11 protein-coding genes are annotated in these 12,861 nt (G+C 32.0%); all 11 read right to left on the reverse strand.

Features of this window, described 5'->3' with window-relative positions; all coding sequences use genetic code 11:
• Window positions 1–11: 11 nt before the first annotated feature.
• The 11 genes from EV197_RS02435 to rfbB all read right to left on the reverse strand — a co-directional run bounded on the left by EV197_RS02435 (window position 12) and on the right by rfbB (window position 12,860).
• Complete coding sequence (locus EV197_RS02435) at window positions 12–1,085, reverse strand: polysaccharide pyruvyl transferase family protein (RefSeq protein ID WP_130285148.1); 1,074 nt, start codon at window positions 1,083–1,085, stop codon at window positions 12–14.
• Window positions 1,082–2,608: an MATE family efflux transporter gene (locus tag EV197_RS02440; RefSeq protein ID WP_130285149.1), complete on the reverse strand. Its 1,527-nt coding sequence runs from the start codon at window positions 2,606–2,608 to the stop codon at window positions 1,082–1,084. Before EV197_RS02440 ends, EV197_RS02435 begins: the two co-directional genes overlap by 4 nt.
• Window positions 2,609–2,763: 155 nt before the next feature.
• Window positions 2,764–4,143 carry a Coenzyme F420 hydrogenase/dehydrogenase, beta subunit C-terminal domain gene (locus EV197_RS02445; RefSeq protein ID WP_130285150.1) on the reverse strand — a complete coding sequence of 460 codons (1,380 nt, stop codon included), beginning with the start codon at window positions 4,141–4,143 and terminating at the stop codon, window positions 2,764–2,766.
• A gap of 279 nt (window positions 4,144–4,422) precedes the next feature.
• On the reverse strand, window positions 4,423–5,637 hold the full coding sequence (gene wecC / locus EV197_RS02450; RefSeq protein WP_130285151.1) for a UDP-N-acetyl-D-mannosamine dehydrogenase: 1,215 nt from the start codon (window positions 5,635–5,637) through the stop codon (window positions 4,423–4,425).
• Window positions 5,638–5,641: 4 nt separating this feature from the next.
• Window positions 5,642–7,234, reverse strand: coding sequence for a right-handed parallel beta-helix repeat-containing protein (locus EV197_RS02455; protein ID WP_130285152.1), 1,593 nt, complete (start codon window positions 7,232–7,234; stop codon window positions 5,642–5,644).
• A gap of 5 nt (window positions 7,235–7,239) precedes the next feature.
• Window positions 7,240–8,370 carry a non-hydrolyzing UDP-N-acetylglucosamine 2-epimerase gene (wecB, locus tag EV197_RS02460; RefSeq protein WP_130285153.1) on the reverse strand — a complete coding sequence of 377 codons (1,131 nt, stop codon included), beginning with the start codon at window positions 8,368–8,370 and terminating at the stop codon, window positions 7,240–7,242.
• Window positions 8,367–9,224 (reverse strand): dTDP-4-dehydrorhamnose reductase, encoded by an 858-nt coding sequence (gene rfbD, locus EV197_RS02465; RefSeq protein ID WP_130285154.1) that lies wholly within the window; start codon window positions 9,222–9,224, stop codon window positions 8,367–8,369. Before rfbD ends, wecB begins: the two co-directional genes overlap by 4 nt.
• 20 nt (window positions 9,225–9,244) lie before the next feature.
• Window positions 9,245–10,291: a hypothetical protein gene (locus EV197_RS02470; protein ID WP_130285155.1), complete on the reverse strand. Its 1,047-nt coding sequence runs from the start codon at window positions 10,289–10,291 to the stop codon at window positions 9,245–9,247.
• A gap of 71 nt (window positions 10,292–10,362) precedes the next feature.
• A complete protein-coding gene (rfbC, locus tag EV197_RS02475; protein WP_130285156.1) occupies window positions 10,363–10,908 on the reverse strand; it encodes a dTDP-4-dehydrorhamnose 3,5-epimerase in 546 nt (181 codons plus the stop codon).
• A gap of 51 nt (window positions 10,909–10,959) precedes the next feature.
• On the reverse strand, window positions 10,960–11,820 hold the full coding sequence (gene rfbA, locus EV197_RS02480; RefSeq protein WP_130285157.1) for a glucose-1-phosphate thymidylyltransferase RfbA: 861 nt from the start codon (window positions 11,818–11,820) through the stop codon (window positions 10,960–10,962).
• Window positions 11,821–11,837: 17 nt separating this feature from the next.
• On the reverse strand, window positions 11,838–12,860 hold the full coding sequence (rfbB, locus tag EV197_RS02485) for a dTDP-glucose 4,6-dehydratase (protein WP_130285158.1): 1,023 nt from the start codon (window positions 12,858–12,860) through the stop codon (window positions 11,838–11,840).
• Between the last annotated feature and the right edge of the window lies 1 nt (window position 12,861).

A 12,861-nucleotide genomic window follows, 5' to 3' on the forward strand; every position in this document is an offset into this window, starting at 1 on the left:
TGTCAATCAATTTACTTTTGACCTCTTAAGCTAACTTCAAGAAAACCTATAGATTTTTTTCTTTCTTTCTCAATTATTTTATCAATCTCCACATAATCAAAATCATCTCTTAGTACCTTTTCATCTATACTTTCCAAATTATAAAACAATCTGTCTTTTCTATTAATAAGTGCTAACAAATTTTCAATTCTGGTAAGCCCTCTATTAGGGTTTGAAAGTACAATAAACTTCTTGTTAAATATTATTGAAAAAACGGTGCAATGAAACGAATCAGTAACAACAAACTCACTATTTTTTATTAGATATAGCCACTTTGCAACGCTGTTAAATAGCCAAAAATCGTATTTATTGGAAATTTTTCTTCCCTTCAGCTTTCTAAATTTTAAATTATGTCTTTTAGCAAATGATTTAAAAAAAGTTTGGTTTTTGTTAGTATCGTCAAGTAGCATATAGGACAGCAAATTATTTTTACACTCTCTATTTTTGTATTTACTACCGATAATATTCTCATAACTATCTTTGTCTAGTAGCAGGGTGGAATCCAAAACTAGTTCACTTTCAACTTCAAAAATATCCTTACATATCTTTACTCCAGAAGCTTCTCTAATAGATATATTATCGAAGCGTTTAACCAATTCTTTTATTTTTCCAGTAATTTCATCCCTACCGTGCCATTTGTCCAGTCCGAAACTTGCTGCATATGATATTTTCTTATTCTCGTCATTCACAAAATCAAAAAAATATCTACATAAATTGTTATGCTCATCTCTATAGCGCCATACTTGATCACTCCCTACTATAAATGTGTCGAATCTATTATTTAAATCGTGTATATTACCCTCAATCATTTGAATATCTATAAATTCCCTTCTAAACCTTGTAAAATTATATCCTAATGCAAACCTTATAAAATCGAATAGTCGCTGTTTTACACTATTAATTGGCGTTGGTTTAAAATCAATAATCTTAACATTAAAACCAATATTTTTTATTGTATTTAAAATAGCAAAAGTTTGTAGTAATGCTCCAAAATTATTGTTAGAGTAATGAAATGTCAAAACGCCAACCTCTTTACTTTTTTTCATCTCTTAAATGTTAATAGTTTTTCCTTAATTTTTATTAGTTGTTCCCTTTCAAAAGGATCCATGCCCAGATAATAGAACATTAGCGAATAAGATAAAATTGATAATATCCCTGTGACTACTAACCTAACAAAACTATGGGGTAATATAAAAGCAGGAATTGCACATATAATAAAGGTTATCGCAAAAGGAGGAATAATTTTTAATAGTACATCTCTGTAATATTGCCTTATTGAAAGCCCTAAAATTTTTCTTGAAATAAATAACCTAAAAAAACAAGCCAAAAGTTCAATTAAAATAAATGAAATTAATCCATAATAAGCAGGATATCCGAGGTAATAAATAAAAAATGCCACTGGTAAATTTAAAAGTAATATACTACCTACTATAGATTGATACAATTTGATATTTCCCCCTGATTGAATTGCAGTTTGCAACCCTATTGTTAATTGATTTGTTAACGTTCCTCCTAAATAAAGTAAGGCAAATATAATTGTATGTTCCGGGATATCTTTTAACCAAATTTTGAAAATGAACACAATGTTCAAAGCAAAAGGAATTAGTAAAAAAGATAAAAGAAAAAAACTAAATTTTGTTGCTCTCAGAGATAGAGTTATCATTGATTTTCGTTCACCCATTCCTTCATTTTTCATTATTTGAGGATTGACAGCTTTAAGCATATTCGACGAAAAACTAAATATTTGACTTCCCACTTGTGCCGCTATACCAAAGGCTGCATTTACTATAGTGCCAAAAAATAAATTCATAATAACTGCTAAACCTTGATTTTTAGCCACCCCACATAAAGCTCCGAAAGAGTTCCATCCTGCGAAAGACGACATTTCTTTAAAAATATTTAAATCAAAAAGTCCTTTTAAAAATAATTGACATTCATTAAAATTCTTAAAACAATAAAAAGCCTTAATTACTCTAGTGATCAAAGTAATCCCCACAATACATAATGCATATGTCTCCAACTTGTTATCTAAAATTAAAGAAATACAAAAGGCCGATAACAATTTTAGAAGCACCTCAATAATACTAACAATAGATTCAAAAACTAACTTTTCATGAGAAATAATAGATGCTTCAAAGGGTACAAAACTTATTGTGATAAACGATGTTGCTACTAAACACTGGTATATAAATTTTGCTGCTGAAGTCCTATCCTCGGGAATAGTCAAGAATCCATCAAATAAGAAAAGGCCTGCAAGCTCTAAAACAAATAAAACTATAATGGCAAGACCCAAATGAAGACAAATACTTGAATAAAAAACTTTCTTTAACTTATAATGCTGTTTTGCACCAATATAAAAAGACAAATATCTTTGAGTTGAAACAGCCATTGCCGAATTTAAGAATGCCAAAAGACCAACCACTCCCATAATAAGATTATAAATACCATAATCTATAACACCTAATTCAATTAAAAGAATTCTTGTTATCAACAATGATAAAATCATTGTAATGATCATCTTTATATATAAAAATGAAGTGTTTTTTAAAATTAATTTGGAAGAATTCATATGTTAAGTTAAGATGTAGAGGAGTTTTATAATACTAAATACTGAAATATATTACATAAACGCTTTAAGTTAACAAAGAGCTAAAACTATAGTTGTTAAAAGAAGAACAAGCAAAATAATATTTAACCTTTTCGCTCGTATTACTTTTTTCATATTTAAATATTAAAATAAACCTTAAATCGAGAAATCATCTTTCTTATCGAATTTATTCCATTTAATTTATCATTAATCTTTATGTTGGATAAAAGCTCCTTCTTTAATAATTTAATATTATCAAAATTTTCAGAATAAAATGAAATTTCCCTTAATTTCATTCTGTTTTCATATATTTTTGCTCTTCTCTCATTATCTAGCTTAGCGGCAGATACCCTTTTAGTTGGTCTCCATTCCCTTTTTTCATCTGTCAAATGCAATCTATGGCTAAGACCTTCTCTTCTATGTCTAAAGCCTCCTGCTTGACTCTGGTATAATTCAGCTTCAGTTATTATTTCAAGGTGTAATTTCCCATCATCTTGGCCTTTTTTAATTAATGATGAAAGTTCTTCACTTCTAACAACTATAACGTTTGTGCCCTTAAAATCATCCAAATACTTTGGTAACCAAGCGTCGCCAAAAGAAATATCAGCCGTTTCACCAATTACGTCATCACAAAAATCGCAAGCTTTTAGTTTAAATAAATTTAACCCCCAGTTTGTGCCAAAAATTTTTTTATTTCGTTTAATTTTTTTTGAATTGGATTTTAGTTTGATCAATGTACCATAATCCGCTGCAGATCTACCTTCAAGTTTATGTCTAAAATCAAAACTTTTTACTTCCTTGGTGTTATGTCCAAACTGGTTAATTATTGATTCCTGATAATGCGTAGTTTTTAAATGTCCACAAACTATTGCAATCGTATATTTTATCCTTTCAAAAAAAATTGGATCTTGAATTTTCAATAAGTTTAACCCTTTTAAAAAACATGGTATCCCAACAACAACATATTTCCCTTCATTATCTTTTATAAAAGACAATACTTTTTCCATAGTTATGGGATAATATCTTGATTTTGCTCCTCTCTCGACCTCAGAAAAATTCGTGCTAATAGAGTACTCATAAAACTTACCTTCTTCAGATTGAATAGCTTCTTTAACGTGTACTACATAATCTACTTTATTCGTTCTTAATAATTCATTACAAACCCAAGAAACCCCTCCTCCGGAACTTCCATTATTTCTATACTCTCCTTCCTTAACATGACCCGCATAAATATCCCGAAAATAACCAAATTCACTATTTTTATTAACTTGGTTTTCTTTACCTTTAGAATATAGGTCTTCAGCTATATCATCTTCATCTATTTGATGAGACGCAAAAGGGCACACTATTGGAGCACTTTCGCTTTCTGAGTTTTTTAGAACTGGTTCATAATTGCCATGTTTGGTTAGTTCCATTTTAAAAGGACTTTTATTCGATACAGTACAGACTCCACAACCTGAACAATATCCTCCATCTATGACGGTTTGTTTTAACTCTTTAACCGTAACTTTTTTCATTTTAACAAGGTAATTTTAGGTAGGATTTCTTGATTATCAAAGAATCCATAAAATCCTAATTACTAAATAATTTATATTGTCCAGCGTTTCATTTTATAATAATCCAAAATGCTCTTTTTATATTACGATATACAAAATATTCGTACTATTATAAAAATCAATTAATCCTCAAATAACGATTCCCCCAAACTTCCTTTCCATAATCAGATTATATTTAAAGCTAATAATTTGTTTCTTTAATTAACCAAAACTTTATTCCCTTAAGGATATTTTGAGGATTTATTCATTAGTAACACCGCAAAAATCTAAAATCATTTTACTCTCTAGGATTTTGACATTATGAAACTCTTTATGTGCTACTAAAAAAACTATAATATCTGCATTATTCACTGCGTCTTGATAGTTTGTAAGTTTAAACACCTTATGTGAATCTATGTTCGGTTCAACAATATAATATTCTTCATTATTAGCGTTTTGTAATACTTTTTGAACGATATATTTAGCAGGAGATTCTCTTAAGTCGTCAATGTTTGGTTTAAAAGCCAGTCCCATCAACGCTATTGTAGGTTTTCTACCATGTTGCAACTGAAATTCTAACTTAGCGTTCTGCACTTTTTCTGCACACCAAAATGATTTATAATTATTTATCTCTCTTGCCTTACCAATAATTTGAGATTCCATTGGATAATCTGCCACTATAAAATAAGGGTCTACTGCAATACAATGTCCACCCACACCGCAACCAGGCTGAAGAATATTTACTCTAGGATGTTTATTTGCTAATTCTATTAATTCCCAAACATTAATTCCCGCCTTGTCACAAATCAACGAAAGTTCATTTGCAAATGCGATTTGTACATCTCGAGAGGAGTTTTCTACTAATTTACACATCTCGGCGGTCCGAGCATTCGTTTTATGTAATGCTCCTTTAATAAATTGACTGTAAAAAGCTGCCGCTTTTTCGGTAGACTTTTGATCTATTCCCCCAATAACTCTATCGTTATGTACCAATTCATGCATCACATTACCAGGCAAAACTCTTTCCGGGCAATAGGCTATGTTTAATTTATTTTTTAATTCAGGTCTCTCCTCGTAAATTAACTTCATCATCTTTTCGGTTGTACCCACAGGAGAAGTGGATTCTATAATATACAAATCTCCTTTTTTTAATAATGGAATTATGGCCCTTGTAGCTGACTCAACAAAGGATATGTCAGGCTCATTCTTATCCTTAAAGGGCGTAGGAACAACAATAAGGTATGTGTCAGCTGCCACAGGTTTTGTATCTGCTTTTAAATACCCTTGAGATACCGCTTCTGAAACTGCTTCATCTAGTTCTGGTTCAACAATATGAATCTTTCCTGCATTAATAGTCTCAACTACTAGTGGGTTCACGTCAACACCATGAACATAGGTTTTATTTTGAGCAATTAATGCTGCGGTTGGTAGTCCTATATACCCCAGTCCAATCATTATAACTTCTGGTTGATTCATCTTTTTACTTTTTTTCTAGTTTTATGCCTTTTTTATACTGAAAAGGACCTATGTCTATTTTTCTTTTATTTCTTAAGTTTCCATCAAAATCCATCCTGGGGGCCTTTGAAGAAGTACCCAAACCAATACAAGGAGATTCTGATTCTAAACGATAGTTTCCATTATTTACATCAACAAATAAAGGATCAAAAGAATAAATCTTTAAACCCTTTGGGTTTTCAAAACCGTTATTCCAAAAATTAGAGTATTCAAAATTAAAATTTACGGCTAAAGGATTTCTTGAAAAAAATGTACTTCTTGAATAATTCTGAACATTAGTAACTATACAGTTTACCATTTTGTTGTCTATATTCTCTCTATCGGCGTTAATCAAGTATTCTCCTCCATCAAAAACACAATTCATGAAAGTATTATTATCAATTATAGATAATGTAGCCGGATTATAGTGAAAAAACTTTATCACATTCTCCTTGGTGTTTCGAAAAATACAATTTTCAAATACATTGTATCTACCAGCATATTGTGCTCCTTCATCCTCAGTAGTGTCAAAAAAAAGAATAGCAGAGTCAGCACCATCAGCAACACAGTTCCTGATAGTATTATTACTAGCACCATCCCTAACAGTATAGCCACAATTAATAGCTTTACAATTTATAATTAGATTATTCCTAACTCCACGATGTCGTAACTCGTATCCGTTAATTTTCATGTTTTTTGCCACACAGTTACGTATAATATTATTCTCACAATCTCGCTTTAAATCTATACCGTGTCCATTATGTTTTAAATCTCCTATACGCTCTACATAACAATTCTCAATAATATTATTATTACCCCCAACATGTATGTAATAATCCATTGCACTTTTATGACCAGTTGAATTGTCATCACTATAAATCCTACAATTATTTATTCTATTATTATTTCCATATGCGGATAAGCCCTCTGCACAGGCATTAAATACAATACAGTTTTCTATGGTATTATGGCTACCCACAAACTGATTATATTTCCAACCAAAAGCAATGCCTTTTCCATGATAATCTTCATTAACGTCTCCAAAGTACATAGCAACTATATTATTTACGTTAACCTTATATGTTTTTAAAGCATATAAACCAATTTCATAATTACTAATTTGGATATTCTTTAAATTAATATACTTTCTATTATTTAAAGTAATTCCTATCCCACAAGTTCTATCTCCTCCATCCAAAAGAGGCATAACATTTGGATTTAGATTATCACCATAATTCCAATTAAGTTTTGGGCTATCTCCTGGAGATGATAAATATCCTTCAAAGGTTATTTGATTCCTCGCCGTACCATCTGTTTCAAAAACAACATTTTCGTTGCCATAATTTCCCGCCTTTATGTAAACTACATCTCCCGGTAGAACGGGGCTCTCTAGAGAGGCAGCGTACGTGATAGTTCTCCAAGAATCTTTTTGAGATAAACCACTATTACTATCATCTCCTGTTAAAGAAACATAATATGTTTTTTGAGCAGTTCCTATAAATACAGTTAATAAACTTAAATAAGTTAACGCAAAATGCCTAATCTTCGTGTATTTATACCTGACATCAGTTAATTGCATAATAATCACATGGTTGTTTTGTCAATAAACTCAACTATTCTCTGACAAGCATTTCCATCACCATAGGGATTATGAAGCTTACTCATATTGTCGTAAAATTCGTTATCGTTCAATAACTTTTCAGCTTTTGAGACTATTTTTTCCGTATCCGTACCCACCAATATAACGGTACCTGCATCGACAGCTTCCGGTCTTTCTGTTGTATTACGCATTACTAACACAGGTTTACCTAGGCTCGGAGCTTCTTCCTGAACCCCTCCGCTGTCGGTAATAATTATAAACGCTTGATTCATTAGCCATACAAACGCAGGGTACGAAAGTGGCGAAATTAAACAGACATTATCTATATCACTCAATAGTTCGTAGACGGGCTCTTGAACATTTGGGTTCAGGTGTACTGGATAGATAATCTGGACATCAGGGTTATTAATAGCAATTTGTTTTAATGCTTTACATATATTAATAAAACCTTGTCCATGATTTTCTCTTCGATGACCAGTAACAAGAATTAGCTTTTTATTTTTTTCAATATCCTTTCTTAAATCCTCAATTTCCTTATCTTCAAAATTCTCAGTATTTACCTTGTCTACACTGAACTGTAATGCGTCAATAACCGTATTTCCAGTTATTAAAATTGATTCAGGAGATTTATTTTCATTGATTAAATTTTGCCTTGAAGTTTTAGTCGGTGAAAAATGAATATTAGAAACAACACCTGTAACACATCGGTTCATTTCCTCAGGAAATGGTGACTGCATATTAAAAGTTCTCAAACCCGCTTCTACATGACACACTTTAGCACCAGAGTAAAAAGCAGCGATACTTGATGCCATCGTTGTTGTGGTATCTCCGTGTACATATACAAAATCAGGTTTAAATTCTTCTAGAATAGGTTTTAAACTCTGAATAATTTCTGCCGTAAGACTATATAAATTTTGATTGGGTTTCATTAGATCCAAATCATAATCAGGTATGATCTCAAAAAAAGATAAAACCTGATCTAACATCTCCCGATGTTGCGCGGTAATACAGACTTTAGTCTCAAATTTATCCTGATGTTTCTGAAACTCCTTTACCAAAGGAGCCATTTTTATGGCCTCTGGTCTGGTTCCAAAAACAATTAAATTGCGTTTCATGATGCTATTTTTTGTATTTTTAATAAGGATTCTTTCCAGTTTGGTGGGGTATGCTTAGTGTATGTAATTATTTTTTTCTTATTTAAAACACTATAACTCGGACGCTTTGCAAAACTAGGATAATAATTTGTCTTATCAAGCTTTATAAAATCAAGTTTTCCAGAAAATCTTAAAATTTCGTGTGCAAAATCATACCAGGTTGCTTGCCCTTCATTACTGTAATGATAAATTCCATAATTATTAAAATTCATCGTAATCAAATCTAGAATAAACCTAGCCAAATCATTTGCATTGGTAGGGGTTCCTATCTCAGAATCTACAATGGTCAGTTTCTCTTGGCTTTTAGACTTTTCTAAAATCGTTTTATAAAAATTTTTTCCAAATTGTGAATACAACCAGGATGTTCTGATAATAAAATAATGCTCCAATATTTCTTGGATATATTTTTCACCAACCAATTTTGATTTACCGTATTCATTAATAGGATTGGGTACGTCTTCTTCGGTGTAAGCCGTATTTTTAGACCCATCAAAGACATAATCTGTAGATATATGTATTAAGATTGCATTATGTTCCTTACACGCTTCTGCTAATAATCGCACACCTTCAGCATTAACCAAATAGGCTTTTTCAGGTTCTTTTTCTGCTTGTTCGACATTAGTATAGGCTGCACAATTGACCACATACTGAATTGTTTTACTATTAAATAGCTCAGCTATCTGATTTTTAGACGTAATGTCAAACTCTGAAGAATTTAAAAATTGAAAATTACAATCCTTATCGTTTTTTGCGATTAACTGTAAACATCTACCTAGTTGTCCGTTGGATCCAGTAACCACAATGTTTGTTGACATATCGTTAAACTTATATGTTCTTACGCTTTAGTATTAGAATACGTTTTTAAAAAACTATTTAATGACAATAAGCTTAAGGTTATTAATACAAGACCAATTAATAGTATGGGAAGTAATACTTTTTTCTTTCTAAAAAACTCATTGACCCTTACGCCTTTTTGCGGAAATTCAGAAATGATGTTTATTGTATTTTGGGTCTTTGCTCTTTCTTTATTTAAGGCAACAATTTCAGCCTTAAACCTAGATGCTTGATTTAACAACTGTATCTCCAAGTTCTCATCAGATTTGCCTTCGCCCATAGATATACTCGTACTGCTTTCTGCTTTATTAGCCTCCAACAATTTCAATTTTTTTACAAAACCTTGTAAAGAATCCACTTCCTTAATTTGACTTGTTAATACAGAATCCTGAACGGAAAGGTTTAGTTCATTTATTTTCTTTTGTAATTGAAAGTATTCGTTAGTTTCAATGGATCTAATAATGCTTCTTTGACTTTTCTTAGCAACCGTAGGGTTGGTAGCTTCTACGGTTATTTTATGAAATCGAGAATTGATGTCATTAAAATTCTTTAAATAATCTTCATAATCCACTTTTTGCTGAGAAATGGTATCCAACTGACTAATAAAATCACTAAATTGCTTTATTCGTTGGGTTTGATCCGAAAATGATTCTATTTTAAACTTTTTTATTGTACTCGCAAGTTCTTGTTCTACTCCCAAAGCTTCAGCTAAAGATTGAAATTCTTTCTCTTTGGCCAAATCATTGTAAAATTCAATGTTATTGTACAATTGTTGAACACTATTAAAATTAGGTTCTACCACCATATTCGATCGATAAATTGGGTCAGACACTGAATCCCAATACCAACCGATTCCGACCCCGACTAGACCAGCAATTGCAAATTTGATAAAATGAGCTCTTATATACTGCAGGAATAACACTAAAGCGTGAAAAATGCCCTTAAAAATATTACCAATTAAATTAAACAGTTTTTTAAAACCATCTCCGATCATTTTAAATAGTTGACCTAGATCGATCTCTTCAGAAGTGTTTTCTTTATTGCTCATAATGTACTAAAATTGATCTTTAAAAGTGCCGCAAAGGTAGTATGTTTTATAGATTTACAAAGTACTTTACATTAAATATTTAAGTCTTTAAAGTGTGGTAAGATCATATCTTTATCGGAAAGTTCAATTTGCGATTCATCCATTTTCCAATCAATGTTTAGTTGAGCATCATTGAATAATATGCCAGTTTCTGATGCTTTATCATAATAGTTATCGCATTTGTAGGCAAATATGGCTTCCTCGCTCAATGTAATGAAACCATGTGCAAATCCTCTCGGTACAAAAAGTTGATAATTGTTTACCTCATTTAACTTTACTGAAACATGTTTTCCAAAGGTCTTAGAATCTTTACGCAAATCGACAGCTACGTCCAATACTTCGCCCTGAATCACGCGAACTAGTTTTGCTTGCGCAAATTCTCCTTTTTGAAAATGCAAGCCTCTTATAACTCCCTTTTTAGACACCGATTGATTATCCTGAACAAAATTGATGTTTAAGCCCGTAATTTCTTCAAAAGTTTTTTGATTAAAGCTTTCAAAAAATAGTCCTCTATCATCTTTAAAAACCGAAGGTTTTAAGATAAAGCAACCTTCAATATATGTTTGTTCTATTTGCATCTTGTTGAAATAAATCTATGATTAGCAGATTGAGTCTGGAATAACAAGTAATTAGTGAATTAGTTGCATCAAATATTCCCCGTAGCCACTTTTAAGCAATGGTTTTGCCAGTTCTTGTAGTTGTCTTCTATCAATGAATCCTTTTCTAAAAGCAACTTCTTCTATTGCGCCAATCTTAAGCCCTTGCCGTTCTTCAATAACTTGAACAAATTGCGAGGCTTGCATTAAAGAATTAAACGTTCCTGTATCCAACCAAGCAGTTCCTCTATCTAATATACTTACACTAAGTTTACCACTTTCAAGATATACTTTATTAACATCTGTGATTTCTAGCTCACCTCTTTTACTGGGTTTTATATGCTTTGCAATTTTTACTACTTCATTATCATAAAAGTAAATTCCAGGAACGGCATAGTTTGACTTTGGATTATTTGGTTTCTCCTCAATAGAAATTGCTATTCCGTTTTCATCAAAATCTACAACTCCATATCGTTCAGGGTCATGCACGTGATACGCATAAATAATACCTCCTTCAGGATCATTGTTTTCTTCTAACAGTAGTTCTAAACCTGACCCATAAAAAATATTATCACCTAATATTAGGGCAACTTTATCCTTTCCTATAAAATGCTGGCCAATAATAAAGGCCTCAGCTAATCCATTAGGCTCATCTTGTACAGCAAATTCAAAACGACAACCGTACTTTTTTCCATTGCCCAATAATTTTTGGAATAAAGGTAAATCTTGGGGAGTAGAAATTATCAGTATTTCTCTAATACCAGCGGACATCAATGTGGACAAGGGATAATAGATCATAGGTTTATCATAAACCGGCATTAATTGCTTACTGATAGCCAGTGTTAATGGATGTAACCTAGTCCCTGAGCCTCCTGCTAAGATTATTCCTTTCATGTGAGTTTGTTTAATTTTTAGCTAAGTCCACTATGATATTTTTCCAAATACCAATCTACCGTCTTTTCAATACCAGACTCAAAATTTTCTTCAGCTTGCCAACCTAGTTCCTGTTCTATCTTAGTAGCATCAATTGCATATCTGTAGTCGTGTCCGGGCCTGTCCTTAACATAAGTTATTAAGTCTTTATAAGGCAAATTATTTGGTCTGGGTTGCTTACGGTCCAAAAGCTCGCAAATAGTTTCAGCAATATAAATATTTTCTCTTTCATTCTTTCCACCGATATTATAGGTTTCTCCCAATTTTCCGTTGCTTAGTACTTGATCTATACCTTTGCAATGATCCAAGACGTACAGCCAATCTCTAATATTTTTACCATCGCCATAAATAGGTATGGGCTCATCACTCAAAGCTTTTCGTATTATTGTAGGGATCAATTTTTCATTATGCTGTCTAGGTCCGTAATTGTTTGAACAGTTGGTGGTTATCACAGGGAGTCCATAGGTATGAAAATAACTTCTGACCAACATATCTGAAGCTGCCTTGGAAGCACTATAAGGACTATTCGGAGCATAAGGGGTGTCCTCGGTAAATAAACCTGTCTTGCCTAGTGTACCATACACCTCATCCGTTGAAATATGGATAAAACGAGCTTGACCATACCCTTTTTTGAACTCATTTGGATTATGCATCCAATAATTATAGGCTGTTTGTAACAGATTAAATGTTCCTACTACATTGGTGTCCACGAAGATCTTGGGACCGGCAATAGAGTTATCCACATGGGATTCAGCGGCAAAATGAATAACGGTATTGATATCATACTTTTTAAAAAGATCCTCCAGCAACTCCTGATCGCAAATGTCGCCTTCAACAAAGTGATAAGCTACCTCTTGTGGTATTTGTATATTATTTAAATCTGCAGCATAGGTCAATTTATCAAGATTAACCAGTGAACAATTCTCTTGCTTACTTTTGTAGTTAATGAAGTTTGACCCTATAAATCCAGCCCCTCCGGTAATTAAAATATTTTGTTTCACT

Source organism: Aquimarina brevivitae, assembly GCF_004216895.1.
Lineage (GTDB): Bacteria > Bacteroidota > Bacteroidia > Flavobacteriales > Flavobacteriaceae > Aquimarina > Aquimarina brevivitae.

What these genes read in the sequence shown, in the direction of transcription:
- EV197_RS02435 (WP_130285148.1), bottom strand. Translation starts at nt 1,085, where the DNA reads ATGAAAAAAAGTAAAGAGGTTGGCGTTTTGACATTTCATTACTCTAAC.
- EV197_RS02440 (WP_130285149.1), bottom strand. Translation starts at nt 2,608, where the DNA reads ATGAATTCTTCCAAATTAATTTTAAAAAACACTTCATTTTTATATATA.
- EV197_RS02445 (WP_130285150.1), bottom strand. Translation starts at nt 4,143, where the DNA reads ATGAAAAAAGTTACGGTTAAAGAGTTAAAACAAACCGTCATAGATGGA.
- wecC (WP_130285151.1), bottom strand. Translation starts at nt 5,637, where the DNA reads ATGAATCAACCAGAAGTTATAATGATTGGACTGGGGTATATAGGACTA.
- EV197_RS02455 (WP_130285152.1), bottom strand. Translation starts at nt 7,234, where the DNA reads ATGCAATTAACTGATGTCAGGTATAAATACACGAAGATTAGGCATTTT.
- wecB (WP_130285153.1), bottom strand. Translation starts at nt 8,370, where the DNA reads ATGAAACGCAATTTAATTGTTTTTGGAACCAGACCAGAGGCCATAAAA.
- rfbD (WP_130285154.1), bottom strand. Translation starts at nt 9,224, where the DNA reads ATGTCAACAAACATTGTGGTTACTGGATCCAACGGACAACTAGGTAGA.
- EV197_RS02470 (WP_130285155.1), bottom strand. Translation starts at nt 10,291, where the DNA reads ATGAGCAATAAAGAAAACACTTCTGAAGAGATCGATCTAGGTCAACTA.
- rfbC (WP_130285156.1), bottom strand. Translation starts at nt 10,908, where the DNA reads ATGCAAATAGAACAAACATATATTGAAGGTTGCTTTATCTTAAAACCT.
- rfbA (WP_130285157.1), bottom strand. Translation starts at nt 11,820, where the DNA reads ATGAAAGGAATAATCTTAGCAGGAGGCTCAGGGACTAGGTTACATCCA.